15 protein-coding genes, 1 tRNA gene and 1 pseudogene are annotated in these 23,862 nt (G+C 73.7%); 2 read left to right on the forward strand and 15 right to left on the reverse strand.

Translation table 11 applies throughout. The features are described from left to right. Positions 1–243: 243 nt before the first annotated feature. From QSK45_RS31730 to QSK45_RS31750, 5 genes are all read right to left on the reverse strand, one after another. Positions 244–1,035 (reverse strand): S16 family serine protease, encoded by a 792-nt coding sequence (locus QSK45_RS31730; protein ID WP_285562346.1) that lies wholly within the window; start codon positions 1,033–1,035, stop codon positions 244–246. Between the two features lie 387 nt (positions 1,036–1,422). After that, the gene (locus QSK45_RS31735) at positions 1,423–2,064 is read right to left on the reverse strand and encodes an IclR family transcriptional regulator (RefSeq protein ID WP_285562347.1); all 642 of its coding nucleotides are present in this window, start codon (positions 2,062–2,064) and stop codon (positions 1,423–1,425) included. 330 nt (positions 2,065–2,394) lie between these two features. Further along, the gene (locus QSK45_RS31740; RefSeq protein ID WP_285562410.1) at positions 2,395–4,182 is read right to left on the reverse strand and encodes a DEAD/DEAH box helicase; all 1,788 of its coding nucleotides are present in this window, start codon (positions 4,180–4,182) and stop codon (positions 2,395–2,397) included. A gap of 173 nt (positions 4,183–4,355) precedes the next feature. Further along, a complete protein-coding gene (locus QSK45_RS31745) occupies positions 4,356–4,925 on the reverse strand; it encodes a type II toxin-antitoxin system death-on-curing family toxin (RefSeq protein ID WP_285562348.1) in 570 nt (189 codons plus the stop codon). A 129-nt stretch (positions 4,926–5,054) separates the two neighbouring features. Further along, the gene (locus QSK45_RS31750) at positions 5,055–6,515 is read right to left on the reverse strand and encodes an MFS transporter (protein ID WP_285562349.1); all 1,461 of its coding nucleotides are present in this window, start codon (positions 6,513–6,515) and stop codon (positions 5,055–5,057) included. Between the two features lie 173 nt (positions 6,516–6,688). On the opposite strand from QSK45_RS31750, the gene QSK45_RS31755 reads away from it, so the two are divergent. After that, positions 6,689–6,760, forward strand: a tRNA-Cys gene (locus tag QSK45_RS31755). A gap of 129 nt (positions 6,761–6,889) precedes the next feature. Here the strand turns inward: QSK45_RS31755 and QSK45_RS31760 are convergent. The 7 genes and pseudogenes from QSK45_RS31760 to QSK45_RS31790 form a co-directional block, all read right to left on the reverse strand. Then, positions 6,890–8,050: an SUKH-4 family immunity protein gene (locus QSK45_RS31760; protein WP_285562350.1), complete on the reverse strand. Its 1,161-nt coding sequence runs from the start codon at positions 8,048–8,050 to the stop codon at positions 6,890–6,892. A gap of 146 nt (positions 8,051–8,196) precedes the next feature. After that, a complete protein-coding gene (locus tag QSK45_RS31765) occupies positions 8,197–10,506 on the reverse strand; it encodes a xanthine dehydrogenase family protein molybdopterin-binding subunit (protein ID WP_285562351.1) in 2,310 nt (769 codons plus the stop codon). Next, positions 10,503–13,307, reverse strand: a complete 2,805-nt coding sequence (locus tag QSK45_RS31770; protein ID WP_285562352.1) for a 2Fe-2S iron-sulfur cluster-binding protein — start codon at positions 13,305–13,307, stop codon at positions 10,503–10,505. Before QSK45_RS31770 ends, QSK45_RS31765 begins: the two co-directional genes overlap by 4 nt. Then, the gene (locus QSK45_RS31775) at positions 13,304–14,197 is read right to left on the reverse strand and encodes an FAD binding domain-containing protein (protein ID WP_285562353.1); all 894 of its coding nucleotides are present in this window, start codon (positions 14,195–14,197) and stop codon (positions 13,304–13,306) included. Before QSK45_RS31775 ends, QSK45_RS31770 begins: the two co-directional genes overlap by 4 nt. Before the next feature lie 398 nt (positions 14,198–14,595). Continuing rightward, positions 14,596–16,280, reverse strand: a pseudogene (locus tag QSK45_RS31780) (beta-N-acetylhexosaminidase). Between the two features lie 217 nt (positions 16,281–16,497). After that, a complete protein-coding gene (locus QSK45_RS31785) occupies positions 16,498–16,794 on the reverse strand; it encodes a DUF3039 domain-containing protein (RefSeq protein ID WP_285562354.1) in 297 nt (98 codons plus the stop codon). A 29-nt stretch (positions 16,795–16,823) separates the two neighbouring features. After that, positions 16,824–17,396 carry a YqgE/AlgH family protein gene (locus QSK45_RS31790; RefSeq protein ID WP_285562355.1) on the reverse strand — a complete coding sequence of 191 codons (573 nt, stop codon included), beginning with the start codon at positions 17,394–17,396 and terminating at the stop codon, positions 16,824–16,826. Between the two features lie 272 nt (positions 17,397–17,668). On the opposite strand from QSK45_RS31790, the gene murA reads away from it, so the two are divergent. Further along, positions 17,669–19,009: a UDP-N-acetylglucosamine 1-carboxyvinyltransferase gene (murA, locus tag QSK45_RS31795; protein ID WP_285562356.1), complete on the forward strand. Its 1,341-nt coding sequence runs from the start codon at positions 17,669–17,671 to the stop codon at positions 19,007–19,009. A gap of 96 nt (positions 19,010–19,105) precedes the next feature. Here murA and QSK45_RS31800 read toward each other — a convergent pair whose 3' ends face one another. The 3 genes from QSK45_RS31800 to QSK45_RS31810 form a co-directional block, all read right to left on the reverse strand. Continuing rightward, positions 19,106–19,387 (reverse strand): HU family DNA-binding protein, encoded by a 282-nt coding sequence (locus tag QSK45_RS31800; protein ID WP_014673024.1) that lies wholly within the window; start codon positions 19,385–19,387, stop codon positions 19,106–19,108. 308 nt (positions 19,388–19,695) lie between these two features. Next, positions 19,696–21,111 carry an NAD-dependent malic enzyme gene (locus tag QSK45_RS31805; protein ID WP_285562357.1) on the reverse strand — a complete coding sequence of 472 codons (1,416 nt, stop codon included), beginning with the start codon at positions 21,109–21,111 and terminating at the stop codon, positions 19,696–19,698. Between the two features lie 365 nt (positions 21,112–21,476). Further along, on the reverse strand, positions 21,477–23,831 hold the full coding sequence (locus QSK45_RS31810) for a HelD family protein (protein ID WP_285562358.1): 2,355 nt from the start codon (positions 23,829–23,831) through the stop codon (positions 21,477–21,479). Positions 23,832–23,862: the final 31 nt, after the last annotated feature.

Raw genomic sequence — 23,862 nt, forward strand, 5'->3', positions numbered from 1 at the left:
CGCGACTCGCCTGTCGCTGCGTCGACGTGCGTCGAACCGAGCCGATCCGGGAGCCATGCCGTGTGCCTCTCCGCCCGACTCGCCCGGCGGCACCGTGCGGCTCCGCGCGCGGAGGCCGCTGACGACCGGCTCGCCGCCGGGGCGAGACCGGCGAAGGACCCGCGGACCCGCGTCGGCCGGACCCCTGGTCGAACCGGGGCCGCGGCTCGTGTCCGCGCCCCGTCCGTCCGCGGCGCTCGCGCCCTAGCAGCTCGGTACCGAGCCCTTTCCGCTCTCCAGGGCGCGCAGGGAGTCCACCGCGCTCTTCAGGGTGGTGACCGGGACCAGGCGCAGACCCTTGGGCAGCTGGCCGCGGGCGTCTGCGCACTCGGCCTTCGGGACCAGGAAGACGGTGGCGCCGTCCCGGCGGGCGGCCTGCGTCTTCAGGCCCACGCCGCCGACCGCGCCGACGTTCCCGGCGGCGTCGATGGTGCCCGTACCGGCGATGGTGCGGCCGCCGGTGAGGTCGCCGCCGTGGCCGTCGCCGCGCAGCTTGTCGATGATCCCCAGGGTGAACAGCAGACCCGCGCTCGGGCCGCCCACGTCGGCGAGCTTCAGCGTGACCTTGACCTTGTCGGGGCTCAGGTCGAGGTACTTCAGCGCCGCGCTGGTCGCCGCGTCCTGGGACTGCCGCATCTGCGCCGTGTTGTGCTGCTCGATCTCCTTGAGCGTGTTGCCGCTCGGATAGACCGCGTCGCGGGGCATCACGGCCCGGTCGGTGCGGAACCAGTTGTCGACGACGCGCGGCAGGGAGAGGCGGGTCTCGGGGCCGGTCGCCTCGATGGTGACCATCCTCAGCTGCCCGCTCGTCCTGCGGGTGTCGGCCCCCTTGACCGTGATCACCTGCGCGCCCCGGTTCGCCCCCAGCACGTTCGCCGTCATCCCCGGCTGCGCCACGGAGAACGGCAACGGCGCGAACGCCGCGGTGGCGAGCAGCGCGACGACGGGAAGCGCGCACAGGGCGAGGGCCTGGGGGCGGGTGAGACGTGAGAGCACGGGTTCAATTTACGTGACGGGGATGTACGGCGCGGCGCGGCCCGAGGCGGCGGGTGGGTTCGCCGCGCCGGGAGGCTTGAGCACGGTGGGTGCGGGCTGCGCCGTGGGAGCCGAGCACGGAACCGCGGCCCGAGCGCCGAGCCGGGGGGCCGAGCGCAGGGGCCGCGACCCGAGCGCCGAGCGTCGTCTTCGTCCGCGGCCGCGCGACGGCTGGTCACGCGGCTCCCCGCGCCCCCGACCTGAGCCCTTGTGACCACCGAGGCGACGGAAAGGGCGAGCACCCGGCCAGACACCCGGCCCACGCCCGTGCGCCAGATCGCACCGGGCCCACGCCCGTGAGCCAGACCACCCCCGCCGACCGCCCCACAGGACACCGAGGCGGAACCGTCAGCGCAGCGCTTCCGCCACTTCCCGTGCCGCCTCCACCACCCGTGGGCCCACCCGCTCGGGGACGGAGTCCGCGAGCATCACCACGCCCACGCTGCCCTCCACACCGGTCACACCCACCAGCGGGGCCGCCGCGCCGCACGCGCCGGTCTCCAGTTCGCCCTGGGTCAGGGTGTACGCCGGCTCCGCCGAGGGGAACCGCCGCGCGGCGAGGATCGCCCGGCCCGCCGCGCCCCGGTCCAGGGGGTGGCGGAAGCCCGCGCGGTACGCCACGTGGTAGTCCGTCCACGTCGGCTCGACCACCGCCACCGCCAGCGCCTCCGTGCCGTCGACCAGCGTGAGATGCGCCGTCGCCCCTATCTCCTCCGCCAGCGACCGCAGCGCGGGCAACGCGGCCTCGCGCACCAGCGGATGCACCTGGCGCCCGAGCCGCAGCACCCCCAGTCCGACCCGGGCCCGGCCGCCCAGGTCCCGTCGTACCAGAGCGTGCTGCTCCAGGGTGGCGAGCAGCCGGTACACCACGGTCCGGTTCACGCCCAGTTTGTTGGACAGCTCGGTGACGGTGAGCCCGTGGTCGGTGTCGGCGAGCAGCTTGAGGACCCGTAGTCCCCGGTCGAGCGTCTGAGAGGTCTCCGCGGTCACGACCCCCACTCCTTCGGCGGGTAGGTCGGCGAGCCCCCGAGCGGACAATGCGTCACCGAGTCCCGTCGGCGACGCGCTCCAGAGGCCGCCGATCGGCAGGACGGCCCGGCGGCTCCGGACCCTGTCGCTTTCACGGCTGCGCTCCGCGGCGGCGCTGCCACGGGGCGTTGCGTAGCGGGACAGTAGCGAAGGGGGTTCGCTGAGCGAAAGCCTTCGTCCAGAATCCGGGCAGGGACGGAGGCGAACTGACGGTATTGGTCCGGATACGTACGGCAGCGTAACTCCGCCGGTCCGTACCCGTGGGTACCCGTCAGCACCCCGTCCGCAGCGTCACCGCATCCGCGTGGCCCACTCCTGCACCTTGGCGATCCGCTGCTTCAGCTGTCCCGCCGTCGCCTCCGCGCTCGGCGGGCCGCCGCACACCCGCCGCAGCTCGGTGTGGATCACCCCGTGCGGCTTGCCGCTCTGGTGGACGTACGCGCTGACGAGCGTGTTGAGCCGCTTGCGCAGCTCCATCATCTCCTTGTGGGAGACGACGGGCCGCCGCTCGGCGGGCAGTTCGAGCAGGTCGGCCTCGGTGTCCGGCTTCTTCTTGCTGTGCGCGATCTGCCGGGCCTGCCGCTTCTGGAGCAGCATCTGCACCTGCTCGGGCTCCAGCAGTCCGGGGATGCCGAGGTAGTCCTGCTCCTCCTCGCTGCCCGGATGCGCCTGCATGCCGAACTCGGCGCCGTCGTAGAGCACCCGGTCGAAGACGGCATCGGACTCCAGGGCCTCGAAGGAGAACTGCTCCTGCTCGCCGGTGTCCTCGTCCTGCTCCTTGTTCGCCTCCTCCATCTCCTTCTCGGATTCGGCGTACGGGTCCTCCTCGCCCTCCTTCTTCGGCTTGTCGAGGGCGTGGTCCCGTTCCTTCTCCATCTCGTTGGCGAAGGTCAGCAGGTCGGGCACCGTCGGCAGGAAGACGGAGGCCGTCTCGCCGCGCCGCCGGGACCGCACGAAACGACCGACGGCCTGCGCGAAGAACAGCGGCGTGGAGATCGTCGTGGCGTACACACCGACCGCGAGGCGGGGCACGTCGACGCCCTCGGACACCATGCGCACCGCGACCATCCAGCGGTCGTGGCTCGCGCTGAAGTCGTCGATGCGCTTGGAGGCACCCGCGTCGTCGGACAGGACGAGCGTGGCCTTCGTGCCGGTGATCTCGCGGATCAGCTTGGCGTAGGCGCGGGCGGAGTCCTGGTCGGAGGCGATGACCAGGGCACCGGCGTCCGGGATGGCCTTCCGGACCTCGGTGAGCCGCTGGTCGGCGGCGCGCAGCACGCTGGGCATCCAGTCGCCGCGCGGGTCGAGCGCGGTGCGCCAGGCCTGGCTGACCGCGTCCTTGGTCATCGGCTCGCCGAGCCGCGCGGCGATCTCGTCGCCGGCCTTGGTGCGCCAGCGCATCTGGCCGCTGTACGAGAGGAAGATGACCGGCCGCACGACGCCGTCGGAGAGCGCGGAGCCGTACCCGTAGGTGTAGTCGGCGGAGGAGCGGCGGATGCCCGCGTTGTCCTCCTCGTAGGTCACGAACGGGATCGGGTTGGTGTCGGACCGGAACGGCGTACCGGTCAGCGCGAGCCGCCGGGTCGCCGGTTCGAACGCCTCCAGGCACGCCTCGCCCCAGGACTTGGAGTCGCCGGCGTGGTGGATCTCGTCCAGGATCACCAGGGTCTTGCGCTGCTCGGCGCGGTTGCGGTGCAGCATGGGCCGCACACCGACACCGGCGTACGTGACCGCGACCCCGTCGTACTCGCGGCCGAGCGGCCCGGCGCTGTACTCGGGGTCGAGCTTGATCCCGATGCGCGCCGCCGCCTCGGCCCACTGCTTCTTCAGGTGCTCGGTGGGCGCGACCACGGTCACCTGCTGCACCACGTGGTGGTGGAGCAGCCACGAGGCCAGCGTCAGCGCGAAGGTGGTCTTGCCGGCGCCGGGTGTGGCGACGGCGAGGAAGTCACGCGGTTGCTCCTGGATGTACTTCTCCATCGCCCCCTGCTGCCAGGCACGCAGCTTGCTGGCGGTACCCCACGGCGCGCGGCCGGGGAAGGCGGGGGACAGATGGTGGGAGTGCGCGGAGGCAGACATGGGGGCGGGCCCGGAGGGCCCTCCGTTGAGGGCGGTGGTGGGTGACGGGCGGGCGGTGGTAGTCACGGTCTCCGTGGTCAGGTTCAGTCGGCTACGTATGACAACCGGGCCACCCTACCGGCGCCGCCCGCCCCTCCGGCCCCGAACGCCCCCGCGCCGCCTCGGGGTGGGATTCACGTCACAACGGCCCCAGCCGCCCCGCGATCAGACCCACGCCGCCCCGCGCCCCCGGCCGCCACATCGATGACCAGCGCGTACGCCGCGTCCTGGTCGACCCCGGCGAGACCGACCCCGTCGAGGGCGAGGAAGGCGGCGATGGCGAGCCGCGCGGTGCGCTTGTCGCCGTCCACCAGCGGGTGGTTCGCGGCGAGGGCGTGCGGCAGGGTGGCGGCCTGTTCGTACCGGTCCTCGTCGGCGGCCGTGCCGGACATCCGGGCGCGCGGCCGGTGCACGGCGGACGCGAACGGCCCCGGCTCCCGCGCCCGCGGCGTCCGGCCGCCGAAGGCGAGCGCGGCGAAGCGAGCGCGGCGAAGCGAGCGCGGCGAAGCGAGCGCGGCGAAGCGAGCGCGGCGAAGCGAGCGCGGCGAAGGTGATGCCGTCGGCGACGGTAAGACGGCGGGTGTTGCGGCCGGTCGTCCGCCGAGCCTGCGCAGCGGCGCGGCGGGGGCGGGGGCGAGCCGCTCGGCGGTCCCGCGCACGCCCGCCTCCTCCGCGGCCAGGTACCGGCGTACGGCCTCCGCCACCGCCTGCTCCGGGGTGCGCCCCTGCGCGTCGGCGAGGGCGGACAGGGCCTGGCGGGTGGTGGGACCGTGTCACGGTCAGCGGCCGCACGGGAGCCGCCGCAGACGCGTGGTCACGGACCGGCCACGGGTTCACGAGCCCTCCGGCGCCGCCCGTCTCACCCGCTCGCCGCTCCCGCACCGCGTCGTCACCCACACGCCCGCCAGCGCCACCACCGCCATCGACAGGAAGACGACGGCGAAGGCGGCGGGATGGGCGGAGGTGGCCGCCGAGGTGGCGGAGGTGCCCCCGCCGAGGGCCGCGAAGGCGGCGCCCGCGGCGGCGAGGAGGAGGGCGTTGGAGAGGGCGTCGGAGATCTGGAGCGCGGCGGAGTTGGCGCCGGCCTCCTCCGGGGCGGACAGACGCAGCAGCAGGACGCTGGTGGACGAGATCACCAGGCCCATGCCGAGGCAGCCGAAGGCCCAGACGACGGCGACGATCCAGGCCGGCACGGAGTGCAGCAGCACGCTCGGCGCGCTCAGCAGCGCGGCGACGACCAGGACCATGCCGGCGGTCATCAGCCGTTCCCGGTACGGCGCGAGGCGCGGGCGGGACTGCAACCAGGAGCCCAGCGCCCAGGTGCCGCCGCCCGCGGCGAGCGAGAGGCCCGCGAGCGTCGGCGACAGGCCGCGCTGGGTGACCAGCATCAGCGGCACGAAGGACTCCGCGGCCACGAAGGAACCGGCGCACACACCGCGCAGCAGCACGACGGAGGGCAGGCCGCGGGCGGCGCGGTAGGTGCCGCGGGGCAGCAGGCCGAGGACGGCGGGCACGAGCAGGGCGGCGCCGGCCGCGCCGGGGATCAGGGAGAGGGGACGCGGGTCCTGCGCGGCGTACTGGACGAGGCCGGCGCCGAGCGCGATGCCGAGGGCGAGCCGGATGCGCCGGCGGTCGAGGGGCGCGGCGGCGGCGTCCGCGTCGACCGGTCCGGACGCCCGGCGGCGTATCTGGGGCAGGGCGAGGGCCAGCGGGAACACGACCAGGACCGGGATGCCGAGGAACACCCAGCGCCAGCCGAGCTGTTCGGTGACGGCGCCGGAGGCGAGGGGGCCGACGATGGAGGGTACGACCCAGCCGGCCGCGAACGCCGCCATGATCGCGGGGCGCAGGCGCTCGGGGTAGGCCCGGCCGACGACCACGTACAGCGCGACGATGACGAGCCCACCGCCGAGCCCCTGCACGGCCCGGCCGAGGATGAACACCCACATCGTCCCCGCGGTCCCGGCTATCACCAGGCCCGCCGCGAAGGCGCCGATGCCGGTGGTCAGCGCGGCGAGCGGGCCGCGGCGGTCGGCCCACTGGCCGGCGAGGACCATGCCGAAGAGGCTGGTGGTGAAGAACCCGGAGAACGCGAAGGCGTACTGCGCGACGCCGTCCAGCTCACGAGCCGCGACGGGCATCGCCGTACCGACGGCGGTCGCCTCGAAGGCGATCAGGAACACGACGGACACGATGCCGACACTCAGCGCCCGGAACGACCGCCCCAGCACTCCGCCGTCCTGTTCGACGGCGCCTTCCACCACGTCCTCGACACGGGACCCCAGCACACTCATGCCCGTCAGCGTAAGGCGCGCAACCTCGGATGACCCCTGTCCGAAGCCTCCCTTCCCCTGCGACCTTGGACCTACGTCCCCCTCCGGTGAACGCCGTATGGCAGTCACATTGCAGCCGCGCCGGATCCCTTGAGTCCCCCTTCCGCTCCGCCCTACGGTCTTCTCGTCGGCACGGCCGTGTGCCCGAGTGGTTCAGGGACTCGCCTGCAAAGCGAGTTACGCGGGTTCGATTCCCGCCACGGCCTCACAACAGCGACCGGACGCACCCGGGCGGCCGAAGGGCCCGCCCGCGCGGCATCCGGCAGCGGGCTCCGCCCGCGGGGAGTCACGCGGGTTCGCGTCCCGCCACGGCGTCCTGTCCGGGCGGGGTGTTCTCAGAGCACCCCGCCCGCCTCGTCCTGGAAGGACTCCGTCCAGTAGTGCCAGGTGGCGCCCGGCAGGGTGGACGTGGGGTCGATCGTGGTCAGGGTGTGGAGCATCGCGGCGGCCAGCTGGTCGTAGGCGTCCGTGGTCAGCTCGTGGGAGAGGTGGTGGTCGATGGTGCGTTCGTGGTGGAGGAGCCAGAGGGTGAACGCGAGGGTGGAGACGTCGGTGTTGAGGGGGCACAGGGCGGCGTCGGGTTCGGAGAAGGTGAGAACCGCGCCGGTGCGGCCGTCGACCACCAGGCTGGTGTCCTCGACCAGGTAACCCAGACGGATCAAGTGGTCGCAGTGGGCCGGGAGTTCGGCGAGGCGGTAGTCGCCGTGGTCCTGGGTGAAGTGTTCGCGCAGGGTCGGCAGCGGGGCGTCCGGGTCGGTGAAGAAGAGGACGGCCTCCTCGGGCAGTCCGGCCTCGCGCAGGAAGCGGCGGGTCGGCTCGTGGGTGAGCGTCGCCGGGAAGTCGACGTCCTCGAAGCGCGCCACCCGGCCGTGCCCGAACTCCTGGTCGAGGACGCGCGCGGAAACGTCCAGGGTGAGCCCGGACGCGGTGCCCGGCCCCGCGACCAGTGCGAGCGGACGGATCAGCGCCGCCGCCTTCCAGTACGGCGGCACCCGGCCGTCGGTGCCCTCCTCGAACAGCGCGAGCAGCCGGCGGGACGCCTCGGCGACCGTCTTCGGGCCGTACTGGCCGGCCAGGGAGGCGAACCGGCCGCGCAGGCCCGCCAGTTCCTCGGTGACCGCCGCGAAGCGCAGCAGCGTGGGCAGGGAGGGCGCGAAGGGGCGCCACTCGGACGGGTCGCGCAGGTACGCCGTCGTGACCTCGCCCGTGTCGCCGTCGAGCAGGATCGACTCCCGCTCCATGCCGGCCGGGTTGAGCAGCTCGCCTATCACCAGGCGGTCCCGCAGCTCCTCCGCCAGGTGGAAGGGCCCGTCCGCCGCGTCCGCGAGGGTGCGCAGGCCGTGCGCGCGCAGCGGGGAGAACGTCAGCACATCGGTGACGGCGGGCAGCCCCGCACCCGCGAGCAGGCCGCGCGTCGCGGCATGCGTGACATGGCGGTCCAGCTCGGCCTCGGTCAGCGTGATCGCCGCCGTCCCGGCATCCGTCGTCGTACCCATCGCTCCCCCGCGGACGTGCCCGTGCGTGACAAAGTACGGGCGCCCGTGCGCGGCTCCCCCACCGCTGAGCACACTACGCCGCCCCACTGACAACGCCCCTCGCGGGAAAGGACGTCAGACGACGCCGACGCGTTGCCCGCCGGTGGTCACTGGGCGGTGACCACGGCCGCCTGGGGGCGGATCGGGAGCCGGTTGACCGGGCGGCCGGTGGCCGCGCGGACGGCGGAGGCGATGGCCGCCGGGGACGTCACCACCGGCACAGCGCTGACCGACTTGGCGCCGAAGGGCGCGACCACGTCCCGCTCCTCCACCAGCTTGACGATCCGGATGTCCGGCGCGTCCAACGCGGTCGGCAGGGCGTAGCCGGTCAGGTCGGGATGGCGGATCAGCCCGCGCGGGGTGCGCAGGTTCTCGGTGAGCGCGATGCCCACGCCCTGGGTGACACCCGCCTCGATCCGCGCCGCCAGCTGGGCGGGGTTGAGCACCCGGCCCACGTCCTGGGCGACGGCCAGCTCCACCACCCGGACCGAGCCCAGCTCGATGTCCACGTCCACCACGGCGCGGATCGCGCAGAACGCGAGGCCCACGAACGCGTCGCCCTGCCCGGCCGCGTCCAGTGGCTCGGTGGGGTGCGGCCGGCACTGCGCGGTCGCCCACAGCTCCTTGCCGTCCAGCGCCTCGGCGACGGTGGTCGACAGCACGCCGTCGTACGACGTGATCTTGCCGTCGTTGATCTGGAGCAGCTCGGTCGACATGCCGAACGTGTGGGCCAGCGGCTGGAGGAGCTGGGTGCGGACCATCTTCGCCGCCCGCTCCACCGCGCCGCCCGACACCCAGGTGTGCCGTCCCCGGCAGCCCGCGCCGGACGGCGGCTGGTCGGTGTCGACCGGGGCGACGCGCACCTCCTCGACGCCGAGGGTCTCCTGCACGATCTGCCGGGCCAGCGTGGTGAATCCCTGGCCGGTCTCCACGGCCGCGCACAGCACGGTGGCGACGCCGTCGTGGACCTTGACTGTCGCCGTGGACACCTCGTCGGCGCCCTCCGCGCCGAGCATGTGCACCATGCCGAGGCCGTAGCCGACGCCCCGGCGCACCGCGCCCGGCTCCCCCGCGCCCTCGGGCCCGCCGGGCAGCAGCCAGTCGTCCTCGGGGGTGTCCTTGGGCAGCGCCGGGAGCGGGAAGTCCCGTACCGCCTGGAGGAGTTCGGCGACCGGGGCCGGGCAGGTCACGGTCTGGCCGATGGGCAGCACGTCACCCGTCGAAAGGACGTTGCGCAGCCGCAGTTCGGCCGGGTCCACGTCCAGCTTCCGGGCGAGCTTGTCCATCTGGGCCTCGTACGCGGCGCACACCTGCATCGCGCCCTCGCCGCGCACATGGCCGGAGGGCGGGTTGTTGGTGCGTACGGCCCAGCCCTCGATGAAGGCGTTCGGGACGACGTACGGCCCGCACGCGAAGGAGACCGCGGCCGCCAGCGCCTGCGCGGAGGTGTCGGCGTACGCGCCCGCGTCCAGCAGGATCTGCGCCTCCACCTTCACCAGCCTGCCCTCGGCGTCGGCGTGATGGCGGTAGCGCAGGAGGGTGGGGTGGCGGTGGGGGTGGCCGAGGAAGGACTCCTCGCGGCTCGCGGTGAGCTTCACCGGGCAGCCGGTGCGCAACGCCAGCAGGCCGAGCGGGAGTTGGAAGCTCTGGTCCTCGCGGTCGGCGGTGGCGCCGGGCACCCCGGTGACCACGATCTTCACCCGATCCGGGGACAACCCGAAGCACGCGGCGGCGGTGTTGCGGTCGTGGTGCGGGTCGGTGGAGGCCAGGTACAGCTCCACGCCGCCGTCGGGACGCGGCACGGCGAGACCGGCCTCGGCGCCGATCGGGGCCGGGTCCTGGCGGCCGATGCGGTACAGCCCCTCGACCACGACCTCGCCGACCGCCTCCGCGTCGCCGTGGCGCAGCGGGATGTGCCGGATCAGGTTGCCGTCCGGGTGCAGGGGTTCGGCCTCGAACGCCTGCTCGGGATCGGTCACCGGGTCGAGGATCTCGTACTCGACGATGATCGCGGCCGCGGCCATCCGCGCGGTGTCCGGGTGGTCGGCGGCGACGGCGGCGATGGGCTCGCCGTGGTGCCGTACGACCTCGGCGGCGAACACCGGCCGGTCGGGGACGCCCCGGCCGTGGCGGGGGGTGCCGGGCACGTCCTCGTGGGTGATGACGGCGCGCACGCCGGGCATCTCGCGGGCGTGCGAGGTGTCGACGGACACGATCCGCGCGTGCGCGTGCGGAGAGCGCAGGACGGCCGCCCAGAGCAGGCCCTCGGCCCACAGGTCGGCGGCGTACGGGAAGGTGCCCTCGGTCTTGGCGCGGGCGTCCGCGTGCGGCAGCGAGACGCCGAGGCCGTGCGGTGCCGCCTCGGGCTCGGGAGCGGACTCGGTGGCGGTGGTCGCGGTGGCGGCTTCGTTGCTCACGCCTGGCCTCCGTCCTGGCCGTAGTGCTGGTCGTACGGGCCGGGCGTGTCGCCGTAGCCGTCAGGGGTGGGTGGCGGCGTGTCGAACGCGCCCGGCGCCTCGAACAGCGACGGGCCGACGCCGTGGCCCGCCTGGTGCGGCACGTGCGCGTCGTCGGCGTCCGCGTCCGTCTCCGCCTCGGTGGCGTGCGCGGCCTCGCGTTCGGCGACGACCTCCTGGACGGCCTGTACGACGCCCCGGTAGCCGGAGCAGCGGCACAGGTTGCCGCACAGGGCCTGCCGGGTCTCCAGTTCGGTCGGCGCGGGGTTGCCCTCCAGCAGGTCGTGCACGGTCATCGCCATGCCGGGCACGCAGAAGCCGCACTGCACGGCGCCGCAACGGGCCAGCGCCCGCTGCACGTCCGAGGGCTGCCCGTCCTGGGCCAGCCCCTCCACCGTGCGCACCTCGGTACCGGCCGCGGTGACCGCCGGGACCAGGCAGGAGGCCACGAGCCGCCCGTCGACCTGCACGTTGCAGGCTCCGCACTCGCCCTGCGAGCAACCGTCCTTCGCCCCCGCGAGCCCGAGCCGCTCCCGCAGCACGTACAACAGCGACTCCCCGATCCAGGCGTCGGTGACGGGCCGGTCGGCGCCGTTGACGCGCAGGACGTAGGAGGCGAGGGGATGGTCGTCGTGGGGCGGGAGCGGGGCGGGCTCCTCGGGCTGTTCGGGCCGCTCGGCCTCCGCGGCGTCGGCGTGTCCGGCCGCGTCCGACGGCGGGGCCGGCGTGTCGCCGTCGTGCGCCGGTGCGGGGACCGCGGGCGCGGCGGCCGGGGGCGCGGGCGTGTCGGACCGCTGCTCCGGGACACCGGGCACGGGCGCGCCGGAGCGCTGTTCGGGCACGAGGGGTGCGGCCGGGTCGCCGGTGGCCGAGGGGGTCCCGTACGCCGGCGTGGCGGCCGGGTCGGGGGCTGTGTCCCGCGCCGCGCCCGGCTGCGCGGCCTCGGGCGCGGCGGCCGGGTCCGCGTGTCCGGCGGGGCCGTCCGCGGGGTGCTCGGGGGCCGCCTGGTCACCGTCCACGGGGACGCCGGCGGGCGGCGTGTGGTGCTCCGCCGCGGCACCCTGCCGGTCCGCCTCCTCCGGTTGCCCGGCCTGCGGGTGGCCGCCCGGGGAGGGGTACGACGTCTCGCCGGGGGCCGACGGGAGGTGAGCGGGGTCGGGGTGGCCCGGCCGGGTGTGGTCCGACTCGGTGTGGCCCGGCTCCGTGCGCGCGGAATCGGGGTGACCGGCCTGCTCGTACGCGCCCTGCTCGTGGGCCTCCCGGCCGTGCGCGCCCCGCGGCGCGTCCGCCCGGTCCTGCCCGGACCCCGGACGGGCGCCCGGCCCCTGCGGGTGCGCGGCCGGCGCGGGACCGGCCTGGGGCGCCTGGCCGTGCGCGGCCTCCGCGTGCCCCGGCTGCCCGTGCCCGGCCTCGCCGAGCGGGCCTTCTATGCGACCGTCCCGCCCGTGCGCGGCGCTCTCCTGCGCCCCGTGCGGACCCGGTACGGCCACGCCGTCCGTCTGCCCCGCCTGCTCGTAGCCGCCCTGGCCGTACGCGTCCTGCGCGTGCCCGGCATGGTCGTGCGCGTCCTGAGCGTGCCCGGCACCGTCGGACGCGTCCTGAACGTGCCCGGCACCGTCGTACGCACCCGGCGCCGGCCCGTCCTGCCCCAGGCCGCCCTGCGCGTACGCGTCGCGCCCCGGCGTGTCCTGGCCGTACCCGCCCTGCACAGCGCCCGTTCGCCCCTGCGCGCCCCGCGCGTGACCGGCCTGCTCCGGCGCGTCCGGCACGACCCCGGCCTGCCCGTGGGCACCGTGCCCATACGGCGCCGGGTCCGCCTGCTCCCGCACGCCCTGCTCGTGGCCGGGATGGTCCTGCCCGGCCTGTCCGGGCCCCACCTGCTCATACGCGCCCTGCGCACGCCCCTGTCGGCGCGCCCTGCGCGCGCCCCCGGCCCGCCGCCGCGCGTCCTCCGCGCCCTCGGCGCCGAAGTCCGCGTGTCCGCCGGACCCGGGGTCGTACGCCCCGGCGCCGTACGCCTCGCCCTCCGCGTGCCCGGTACCGAAGTCCCCGTGCCCGCGCGGGCCGTACGCCTCGGCGTGTCCGCCGGCCTCGGCCCCGTACGTCCCGCCCTCGGGGTGTCCCCCGGGTCCCGCGCCGTACCCCTCGCCGGTCCCGAGGCCGTCCGGCCCCGAATCCGTGCCCCGCGCGGTCTCGCCCTGGTCCCCCCAGGGCTGCCCCGCGTTCGTGGCCCAGGGCGCCGCCGCGCCGCCCGGGAGCGTGGCCGGCGGGGTGCCGCCCCACTGCTCCACCAGGGACGACGTCGTGAACTCGCCCGATTCGTCGGGGATTTCCCCTCCGGCGACGGGGATCGACCACTGCCCGGTGACGTCGTGGCCGGGCGCGGCGGGAGCCGCGGGCTCCTCGAAGTTCCAGTGCTGCGTGGCCGCGGGGTCGTACGTGAAGCGGTCGCCGCCCTGCGTGGCCCCCTGTCCGGTGTTCGGGTCGGGCCACTGGCCGCCGCCCTGACCGCCGTTCGGGTCGGGCCACCCGCCGCCGCCCTCCGCCGCGGGCCAGCCGCCCGCGGGCGCCTGCGGGATGCGCGGCGGCACGTAGCCGTGGCCCGGCGCGGCCAGCGGGCTGTCGCCGGACAGCAGGGCGTCTATGCCGCCCTCGGGGAGCTTGACGAAGGCGGTGGCGCCGTCGTCGTAGTCGCCCTGGGGCAGCGGGTTCCAGCGTCCGCCGCCCTCGGGGGTGCCCTCTCCGTGCTGGTCGTCGGTCACGACAGCGCCCTCCCCAGTGCTCGTCGGGCCAGCGCGGCGACGGTGCGCCGCAGGTGCAGTACGGCGGGCGGCAGCGACGGCACCGTGCCGTCCGCCTCCGGCGCCGGGTCGGGGATGCAGGCCGCGGCGACGTACTCGCCGAAGGCGCTCAGCGCCTCGGGGACGAGCGCGCGGTCGTTGTCCCAGTCGATGAGCTGCGCGACCCACTGCTCGGCCTCCAGCGGCCGCAGCGGCATCGGCGCTATGGCCCCGACGGCGCAGCGCACCCCGCGCCGGGCGGGGTCGAGGACCAGGGCCACGGAGGCCAGCGCGCGGCCGGGTCCGGTGCGTCCGGTCGCCTTCAGGAAGACCTGCGGCGCGTGCAGCAGCGGCACCCGCACGAAGCCGATGAGTTCGCCGGCGCCCAGCATCTCCACGCCCGCCAGCAGGTGCGAGACCGGGACCTCCCGGCGCGCCCCGCCCGGCCCGGCGACGATGAGCGTGGCCTCCAGCGCGGCGAGCACCGGCAGCGCGTCCCCGGTGGGCGCGGCGGAGGCGATGTTGCCGCCCAGGGTGCCCGCGTTGCGGATGTGCGGCGGGCCGGCGGCGCGCGCGGCGGCGGCCAGCGCCGGGATGAGGGCGGCGAAGTCGGGGCGGCCCATGCGCGCGTGGGTGAGCCCGGCGCCGAGCAGCGCGTGGCCGTCCTGGTACTGCCAGCCGCGGATCTCGCTGATCCGGCCGAGGCCGACCAGGGCGGCGGGCCTGAGCTGTCCGGAGTTGACGGCGGCCATCAGATCCGTGCCACCCGCGACCGGGACCGCGGTGGGCATCGCGGCGAGCGCCGCCACCGCCTCGTCCAGCGTCGTGGGCAGCGTGACGGCCTGCCCCGCCTGCGGTGCGTGCGTGGTCAACCCGGCTGCCCCTTCCCGCTGCCCCACATGGTCCCGCCTGTTGCGCCGTACGGTACGTGCTGACAGGGCGGACGTGGCAACTCTGGCACATCTTCGCAAGGCTCGAACGCGGGGGTCCGCTAGGAGGCGTTCGCCCACCTCACCGAGGAGATGAGCCGGTTTCGCACCGCATCACCGGTGCATACGAATTGCCACTCTTCGGTGATGCTGCCGGGGTTTTTCCGTTATCTGTTCTATCCGCGCCACCTGTTCCGTCTGCTCCGTACCGCTCCGGCTGTTCCGGCTGTCGGCTGTCCCGGCTGTTTCCGGCTGTTTCCGGCTGTTCCCTCCGCGTTGGCCGACCCGACCCTTGGGGTCCACGTGGCGTGATCCCTCCGTTCGGTCCGGCCTGTTGGGCTCTACCTGCGCGGCGGCGGTCCGTCGAGCGGGCGGCCCGGCACTCCCGGGCGCCGCTGCCACGGCCGGGGTCCGGCCGGCGGCCGGTAGGCGACGCCCAGGGCGTCAAGTCGCCGGTAGTGGACGCCCATCCGGCGCTCGAAGTCCGCGAAGTCCCGTGCCGCGGGCGCGGGCAGCCGGCTCCAGGCGACCTCCGCGAACGCGGCGAGCCGGGGAAACGCCTGGTAGTCCACGCGCCCGGCGTCCTCCAGGACCTCGGTCCACACGTTGGCCTGGGTGCCGAGGACGTGCCGCGCCTCGGTCTCGGTGAGCGCGGCCGGTACCGGCTCGAAGCGGTAGACGTCCTCCAGGGTGCGCACGAAGCCGATCGGTACGGGTTCCTCCTCGCCGGGGGCCTGGCGGTGGTCGAGGTACACGTACTGCTCCGGACACATGACCACGTCGTGACCGGCCCGCGCGGCGGTGACACCGCCCTCGTAGCCGCGCCAGAGGAGACCGCGGCACCCGGCGCGAGCCCGCCCTCCAGGATCTCGTCCCAGCCGATCAGCCGGCGCCCGCGCGCGGCGAGCCAGGCGTCGAAATGCCGGACGAACCAGGACTGGAGCTGGTCCTCGTTCGCGAGGCCCAGTTCGGCGATGCGTTTCCGGGCGGCGGGCGACTTCCGCCACTGGTCCTTCGGGCATTCGTCACCACCGATGTGGATGAACCGTGAGGGGAACATCTCCAGGACCTCCTCGAACACCCCTTCGTAAAAGCGCAGGGTGGTGTCGGCGGGAGCCAGTACGTTGGGGTTGATCCCCCAGGTGTCCCAGACGGAGAGTGCGGTCGTGTCGACGACGTCGGTGTTGCCGAGTTCCGGGTACGCGGCGACGGCGGCCTGCGAATGTCCGGGCACGTCGATCTCGGGCACGACGGTGATATGCCGCTCGGCCGCATAAGCCACGATTTCCCGGATGTCGTCCTGGGTGTAGTAACCCCCGTGCGGCTTCTCCTCCCATCGCGGCGAGGCCCGGTGCCCGCATTTCGTCCGCGCCCGCCAGGAGCCCGTCTCGGTCAGTTTCGGATACCGCCTGATCTCGATCCGCCAGCCCTGATCGTCCGTCAGATGCAGATGCAGCACATTGAGTTTGTGCGCCGCCATCAGATCGAGATAGCGCAACACCCCGTCCTTGGGCATGAAGTGCCGGGCCACGTCGAGCAACAGCCCGCGCCAGCCGAACCGGGGACCGTCGCGCACGGTGACCGCGGGGAATTCCCAGGTGTCGCGACGGCTGACGGGAGCACGCCGGAAAGCCTCGGGCCCGAGCAACTGCCGGAAGGTTCCCGCGGCCCAGAACAGCCCGGCTTCGCTCGCCCCGTCGAGGGTGACCGACCGGTTTTCGGCGGACAGCCGGTACGCCTCGGGGCCGCCGGGTCCGTCCGCGAGAGCGGGCACGATCCGCAGCCGTACCCGGCCGTCCCGTATACGACTCTCCCCCTCGCGGTACGGCGCGAGGGGCAGCCCGGTCGCCGCGCCGACGGCGGACCACAGCCAGCGCGCCACCCGCTCGGTACCCTCCGCGGCCTCGATCCGGGTCCTCGCGTCGACCACACAGCGGGCGCCCGACAGCGAGACCTCGCCCGGTGCCGGGATCAGCGCCACCGCGTCCTCGGCCGGAACCGTCCCCCCGCCGCCGATGTCACCCATGTGACCTCCACGCCCCGTGTCGCACCGTGCGCACCAGCCGTTCGCCCCGCACGACCAGCCGGTCCGTACGGAGGCCAGGACCGCCGGTCCGCGGCCACAAGAGGACTCGACCACTCGGCGCACCGGGCCGCGCGGATTGCGCAGGGCGGAGGGCCCCGGCGCACGCCGAAGCGCGCCGGGGCCCCGGAAACCGCCGTCTCAACGGGGGCGGGGGGCCTTACTTGCCCTTGCCCTTGTCGCCGCCCTTGCCCTTGTCGTCGCCGCCGCTGCCCATGGACTCGTAGATCTCCTTGCACATGGGGCACACGGGGTACTTCTTCGGGTCGCGGCCCGGCACCCAGACCTTGCCGCACAGCGCCACGACGGGGGTGCCGTCGAGGGCGCTCGCCATGATCTTGTCCTTCTGGACGTAGTGGGCGAAGCGCTCGTGGTCGCCGTCGCCGTGGGACACCTGTGGCGTCGGCTCTACGAGGGTCCCCGTACCAGTCCCGCGCTCGGGCTCAAGAGTGCTCATACCGCCCAGGGTACTGAAACGCCCGGGTATCAGTTGAGCGAAGGGTCGTCCGGATACGTGGCCACCATCGCCAGTTCGCTGCGCTGGCGGCGCAGCACCTCGCGCCACAGCCGTTCGGGCTCCGGCGACGACACGTCGCCCGGCTCGGACTCGACCACGTACCAGGCGCCCTCGGCCAGCTCGTCCTCCAGCTGGCCGGGCCCCCAGCCGGCGTACCCGGCGAAGATCCGCAGCGAGCCGACGGCTGGGGCGAGCAGCTCGGGCGGCGCCTCCAGGTCGACCAGGCCGATCGCGCCGTGCACCCGCCGCCAGCCCAGCGGGGCCCGCTCGCCGTTCGCCCCTCCGGGGATGACCGCGACGCCGAGCGCCGAGTCCAGCGAGACGGGACCGCCCTGGAAGACGACGCCGGGCTCGCCGGTGAGTTCGGCCCAGCCCTCCAGGATGTCGCCGACGCCCACCGGGGTGGGGCGGTTGAGGACGACGCCGAGGGAACCCTCCTCGTCGTGGTCGAGGAGGAGCACCACCGCGCGGTCGAAGTTCGGGTCCGCCAGGGCGGGGGTGGCCACGAGCAGCCGCCCTGTGAGCGAGGACACCTCGGTCATGCCAGACATGATCCCGCATCTTCCCCGGGAGTGGGGAGCCAATCGGCGTGCGGGAGTGAACGCAGCTCAGGGAGCGTGGAAGCAGCCCCGGCGCACGCCTGCCGCACGGTGACCCCATGTGCCCGATCGCAAACGGTTCGTGTTGTGACACACCCATGACGCGACAGGGCGGTCCGCGGACTTACGGGCGGGGGGTGATCGGCGATTACCCTGTCCCACGGCCCGCCCGGTGATCGGCGGTCCCCTGCCCATCTGATCGGAACGCGAGATTGATGACCGTCAACGACGATGTCCTGCTTGTCCACGGCGGAAACCCGCTTGAGGGCGAGATCCGTGTCCGCGGTGCGAAGAACCTCGTGCCGAAGGCCATGGTCGCCGCGCTGCTCGGCAGCGCGCCGAGCCGGCTGCGCAACGTTCCGGACATCCGCGACGTGCGCGTCGTACGCGGGCTGCTCCAGCTGCACGGCGTGACGGTCCGTCCGGGCGAGGAGCCCGGCGAGCTGGTGCTGGACCCGACGCACGTCGAGAGCGCCAACGTGGCTGACATCGATGCCCACGCCGGCTCCAGCCGCATCCCGATCCTGTTCTGCGGTCCGCTGCTGCACCGGCTCGGGCACGCGTTCATCCCCGGCCTCGGCGGCTGCGACATCGGCGGCCGGCCCATCGACTTCCACTTCGACGTGCTGCGGCAGTTCGGCGCGACCATCGAGAAGCGCGAGGGCGGGCAGTACCTGGAGGCGCCGAAGGGGCTGCGGGGCACGAAGATCCGGCTGCCGTACCCGTCGGTGGGCGCGACCGAGCAGGTGCTGCTGACGGCCGTGCTGGCCGAGGGCGTCACGGAGCTGTCCAACGCGGCGGTCGAGCCGGAGATCGAGGACCTCATCTGCGTGCTGCAGAAGATGGGCGCGATCATCGCGATGGACACCGACCGGACCATCCGCATCACCGGTGTGGACAAGCTGGGCGGCTACACCCACCGGGCCCTGTCGGACCGTCTGGAGGCCGCTTCCTGGGCCTCGGCGGCGCTCGCGACCAGCGGCAACATCTATGTCCGCGGCGCCCAGCAGCGCTCGATGATGACGTTCCTGAACACCTACCGCAAGGTCGGCGGCGCCTTCGAGATCGACGACGAGGGCATCCGCTTCTGGCACCCGGGCGGCCGGCTGAAGTCCATCGCGCTGGAGACGGACGTGCACCCCGGTTTCCAGACCGACTGGCAGCAGCCGCTGGTGGTGGCCCTCACCCAGGCTACGGGCCTGTCGATCATCCACGAGACGGTCTACGAGTCCCGGCTGGGCTTCACCTCGGCGCTCAACCAGATGGGCGCGCACATCCAGCTCTACCGCGAGTGCCTGGGCGGCTCCGACTGCCGCTTCGGCCAGCGCAACTTCCTGCACTCCGCGGTCGTCTCCGGACCGACCAAGCTCCAGGGCGCCGACCTGGTCATCCCCGACCTGCGTGGCGGCTTCTCGTACCTGATCGCGGCCCTCGCCGCCGAGGGCACCTCCCGGGTCCACGGCATCGACCTGATCAACCGCGGCTACGAGAACTTCATGGAGAAGCTCGTGGAACTGGGCGCCAAGGTCGAACTCCCGGGCAAGGCCCTCGGCTGACCGACCCCGAGCAAACAGCAAACAGGGCGGCCTCCTCCGACCGGAGGGGGCCGCCCTTTCGGCGTCGTGAGGACGCGGAGCGCCTGCGCGGAGCGCTTACTTACCCTTGGCCGCTTCCTTGAGCTTGGAGCCCGCGGTGACCTTCACGCTGAACCCGGCGGGGATGTTGATCGGCTCGCCGGTCTGCGGGTTGCGCGCGGTACGAGCGGCACGGTGGGTGCGCTCGAAGGTCAGGAAGCCGGGGATGGTGACCTTCTCGTCGCCCTTGGCGACGATCTCGCCGACGGTCTCGGCGAACGCGGCCAGCACGGCGTCGGCGTCCTTGCGGGTCACCTCGGCGCGGTCGGCCAGCGCGGCCACCAGCTCACTGCGGTTCATGTTGTTACTCCCGTGTTTTCTTGCCGTTGGGGTGTGCCACGCGGCGGTTATGCCCGCGGCACTGCGATGCCGATGCGCTCGCGCCCAGGGACGCATCCTGCCCCTACCTGCGGCGGGAAAGCCAATCCGGCACCCGTAGGAGTCGTGAGAACACCCTGGGGAGTCACACGAAAAGCGCCTGATCGGCGTCACCCTAGAGGGCGCTCGGCACCAGGTGGTTCCACGACGCGCCGTCGCGGGGGCCGCCGTGGCGATCCTCACAGCCCCTGGCACCCTACGACGCGCCGTGGTAAGTCGATCCGCCCTGGTCAGGCGGTTGCGGCGACCGCCCTGGCGGCCTCGCGGACGGCGCCGGCGACGGCGCCCGCGACCCTGTCGTTGAAGACGCTCGGAATGATGTAGTTCGGGTTCAGCTCGTCCTGCCCGACCACGTCGGCGAGGGCCTTCGCGGCGGCGAGCATCATCTCAGTGTTGACGGTACGGGACTGCGCGTCCAGCAGGCCGCGGAAGACGCCCGGGAAGACCAGCACGTTGTTGATCTGGTTGGGGAAGTCCGAGCGGCCGGTGGCCACCACGGCGGCCGTCTGGCGGGCGACCGCCGGGTCCACCTCGGGGTCCGGGTTCGCGAGCGCGAACACGATCGCACCGTCCGCCATGGCGGCCACGTCGTCGCCGTCCAGCACGTTCGGGGCCGAGACGCCGATGAAGACGTCGGCGCCGCGCACGGCCTCCTTCAGGGTGCCGGTGAGGCCCTCGGGGTTGGTGTTGTCGGCGATCCAGCGCAGCGGCGAGTCGGCCGGGGCGTCCACCAGGTCCTCGCGGCCCGCGTGCACCACACCGTGGATGTCGGCGACGACGGCGTTCTTGACTCCCGCCGCGAGCAGCAGCTTGAGGATGGCCGTACCGGCCGCGCCGGCGCCGGACATGACGACCCGGATGTTCTCGATCGCCTTGTCGGTGACGCGCAGCGCGTTGGTCAGGGCGGCCAGCACGACGATGGCGGTGCCGTGCTGGTCGTCGTGGAAGACGGGGATGTCCAGGGCCTCGCGCAGCCGCGCCTCGATCTCGAAGCAGCGGGGTGCGGAGATGTCCTCCAGGTTGATGCCCGCGAAGCCGGGGGCGATCGCCTTGACGATCTCCACGATCGCGTCGGTGTCCTGGGTGTCCAGGCAGAGCGGCCAGGCGTCGATGCCGGCGAAGCGCTTGAAGAGGGCCGCCTTGCCCTCCATGACGGGCAGCGCGGCCTTGGGGCCGATGTTGCCGAGGCCGAGCACCGCGGAACCGTCCGTCACGACCGCAACGGAGTTGCGCTTGATGGTGAGACGGCGGGCGTCCTCGGGGTTCTCGGCGATCGCCATGCAGACCCGGGCGACACCCGGCGTGTAGATCATGGAGAGGTCGTCACGGTTGCGGATGGGATGCTTGGACTGCATCTCGATCTTGCCGCCGAGGTGCATCAGGAAGGTACGGTCGGAGACCTTGCCGAGGGTGACGCCCTCGATGCCGCGCAGCTTCTCGACGATCTCCTCGGCGTGGGCCGTGGACGTGGCCGCGATGGTGACGTCGATGCGGAGCTTCTCGTGCCCGGACGCGGTGACGTCGAGGCCGGTCACCGAGCCTCCGGAGGACTCCACGGCGTTGGTGAGCTGCGAGACGGCGGTTCCGCTCGCGGGCACCTCCAGCCGGATGGTCATCGAGTAGGAGACGCTGGGCGCCGTTGCCATGGCCGACTTCCTCTGCTTTCACCGTGTCGCGAGTTGTGCCGTCCGATCGTCGCACCTACCGCTCAGTACGTGGTAGTCGCCCTCGGTTGCGGACGTTTTGTTCATGCGGGATTCCCCAGGACGCGCATCTTCGGAAAATTGCTTCCACCATACGAGATCCGATGGGCGCAAGAAAGAGGCCCACGTCACTTCCGTGACGTGGGCCTCCCACGTTGATGACACCGACCCGCCATGCTCGCCTCGCGGCAAGTGGTCCCTCGCAGGGACGAAGGTTGGGCCCGGGGGCTTGGATCGAGCCGGTGCCGTACCCAGGCTAACAAACGGATGCCGGGTGCCATTCCCCGAGTGCCGGGTTCACCGGAAACTCAGTCGCGCAGCAGGTCCGGAACCCCGGCCGCGTCCGGCTCGTCCCGCTCCCCCGAGACCACCGTGAGCTGCTGGGTCGCCCGGGTGAGTGCCACGTAGAGCACCCGCAGCCCGGCCGGGGACTCGTCGGCGATCTCCGCGGGCGAGACGACGACCGTCGCGTCGTACTCCAGGCCCTTGGCCTCCAGGCTGCCGAGAGCCACCACCCGGTCGCCGAGCCCGGCCAGCCAGCGTCTCGCCTCCTCGCGCCGGTTCATCGCGACGACCACGCCGACCGTGCCGTCCACCAGGCCGAGCAGCCGCTCCGCCTCGGCCCGCACGGCGGCCTGGAGGGACTCCTGGACGACGGTGAAGCGCGGCTCGACCCCGGTGGACCGTACGGCCCTCGGCGACTCGGCACCGGGCATGGCGAGCGCGAGCACCTTGGCGGCCAGCTCGGCGATCTCGGCCGGGTTGCGGTAGTTCACGGTGAGCTGGAAGCGGCGCCGGGGGCGGCTGCCCAGGGCCTCGTCGCGGGCCTCGGCCGCCTCGTCCGGGTCGGACCAGGAGGACTGGGCCGGGTCCCCGACCACCGTCCAGGTGGCGTGCCGACCGCGCCGGCCGACCATCCGCCACTGCATCGGCGTGAGGTCCTGTGCCTCGTCCACGATGACGTGCGCGTACTCGGTGCGCTCCTGCGCGAGCCGCTCGGCGCGCTCCCGCTGGCTCTCCTCGCGCACCGGCATCAGCTCCTCCAGTCCGGTGAGCTGGTCCAGCGAGTCGAGCTCCCGCTTCTTGCGCGGCCGCGCCGGGACGCCCAGGATCGCCTGCAGTTCGTCCAGCAGGGCGATGTCGTGCACCGTGTGGCCGTCCCGCTTCAGCGAACGGGCCACCTTGCGCACCTCGCCCGGGTTCAGGATCCGGCGCGCCCAGCGGCCGAGCCGCTTCTCGTCGGCCATGGCGGCGAGCACCCGCGCCGGGGTCAGCTCCGGCCACCACGCGTCCAGGAAGCCGATGAAGGCGTCCTCGCCGGTGACGTCCTCGTCGAAGGAGGACCGCAGCTCGGCGGCCAGCTCCGGGTCGGTGTGCCGGGACCCGGCGCCGGACTTCGCCCACAGGGCGTCCAGCAGCAGCTTGCGGGCGCGCGGGCGCAGCAGGTTGACGGGGGCGGTGCCGCCGAGGGCCGTACGGCGGACGCGGTCCAGCTCCTCGGCCTCGAGTTCGAGCCGGCGGCCGAAGGCGACGACGCGCAGCCGGGTGGCGTCGAAGGGCTGCCGGGGCGTGCCGTCGTCGTCCTCGTGGCCCGCCGGAGCGGCCGGGCCCAGCTCCAGGGCGCCCCTGGCGGCCTTCCGCAGCACCTTCAGCATCCGGTACGAGCCCTTGGCGCGGGCCACGGACGGGGAGTCGTACAGCGTGGCCTGCGCGCCGTCGACCAGCGAGCCGATGGCGCGGATCGCCACCTGGCCCTCCTCACCGAGCGAGGGCAGCACGCCCTCGGTGTAGGCGACGAGCAGCGGGGTCGGGGAGACGATGAGGATGCCCCCGGCGTACCGCCGCCGGTCCTGGTAGAGCAGGTAGGCGGCGCGGTGCAGCGCGACGGCGGTCTTCCCGGTCCCCGGCCCGCCCTCCACGTACGTGATCGAGGCGGCGGGGGCCCGGATGACGAGGTCCTGCTCGGCCTGGATGGAGGAGACGATGTCCCGCATGGTGTGGCCGCGGGCCTGGCCGAGGGCGGCCATCAGGGCGCCGTCGCCGATGACGGGCAGTTCCTCGCCGTCGAGGTAGGCGGTGAGCGCGGGCCGCATCAGGTCGTCCTCGACGCCGAGCACCCGGCGCCCCTTGGACCGGATGACACGCCGTCGTACCACCCGTCCGGGCTCCACGGGGGTGGCTCGGTAGAAGGGCGCGGCGGCGGGCGCGCGCCAGTCGATGACGAGCGGCGCGTACTCCGCGTCCAGGACGCCGATGCGTCCGATGTGCAGGGTCTCGGCGATGTCGGCGGTGTCGTCGTCGCGCACGGCGCCCTCGGCGGGCTCCACCGCCGTGTAGGCGCCGTCGGGCCCCTTCTTGCCGTCCTTGCCGAGCAGCAGGTCGATCCGCCCGAACAGGAAGTCCTCGAACTCGTTGTTGAGCCGGTTCAGGTGGATACCGGCGCGGAAGACCTGGGCGTCCCGCTCGGCGAGCGCGCCGGGAGTGCCGACCTGGCCGCGCTGGGCCGCGTCGTTCATCAGGAACTCGGCCTCGTGGATCTTCTCCTCGAGGCGCCGGTACACCCGGTCCAGGTGTGCCTGTTCGACGCTGATCTCTCGGTCACGGACGGAATCCTGTGCGTCGTGTACCGAGCCGACCGCGGATTGCTGAACCTGAGCGGCCACCGGGCCCCCTTCTGACGTGCTGGGCAGCCGT

It is taken from the genome of Streptomyces hygroscopicus subsp. hygroscopicus, assembly GCF_030269125.1.
Lineage (GTDB): Bacteria > Actinomycetota > Actinomycetes > Streptomycetales > Streptomycetaceae > Streptomyces > Streptomyces hygroscopicus_C.

What these genes read in the sequence shown, in the direction of transcription:
- QSK45_RS31785 (WP_285562354.1), bottom strand. Translation starts at nt 16,794, where the DNA reads ATGAGCACTCTTGAGCCCGAGCGCGGGACTGGTACGGGGACCCTCGTA.
- QSK45_RS31750 (WP_285562349.1), bottom strand. Translation starts at nt 6,515, where the DNA reads ATGAGTGTGCTGGGGTCCCGTGTCGAGGACGTGGTGGAAGGCGCCGTC.
- QSK45_RS31790 (WP_285562355.1), bottom strand. Translation starts at nt 17,396, where the DNA reads ATGACCGAGGTGTCCTCGCTCACAGGGCGGCTGCTCGTGGCCACCCCC.
- QSK45_RS31760 (WP_285562350.1), bottom strand. Translation starts at nt 8,050, where the DNA reads ATGGGTACGACGACGGATGCCGGGACGGCGGCGATCACGCTGACCGAG.
- murA (WP_285562356.1), top strand. Translation starts at nt 17,669, where the DNA reads ATGACCGTCAACGACGATGTCCTGCTTGTCCACGGCGGAAACCCGCTT.
- QSK45_RS31740 (WP_285562410.1), bottom strand. Translation starts at nt 4,182, where the DNA reads ATGTCTGCCTCCGCGCACTCCCACCATCTGTCCCCCGCCTTCCCCGGC.
- QSK45_RS31800 (WP_014673024.1), bottom strand. Translation starts at nt 19,387, where the DNA reads ATGAACCGCAGTGAGCTGGTGGCCGCGCTGGCCGACCGCGCCGAGGTG.
- QSK45_RS31805 (WP_285562357.1), bottom strand. Translation starts at nt 21,111, where the DNA reads ATGGCAACGGCGCCCAGCGTCTCCTACTCGATGACCATCCGGCTGGAG.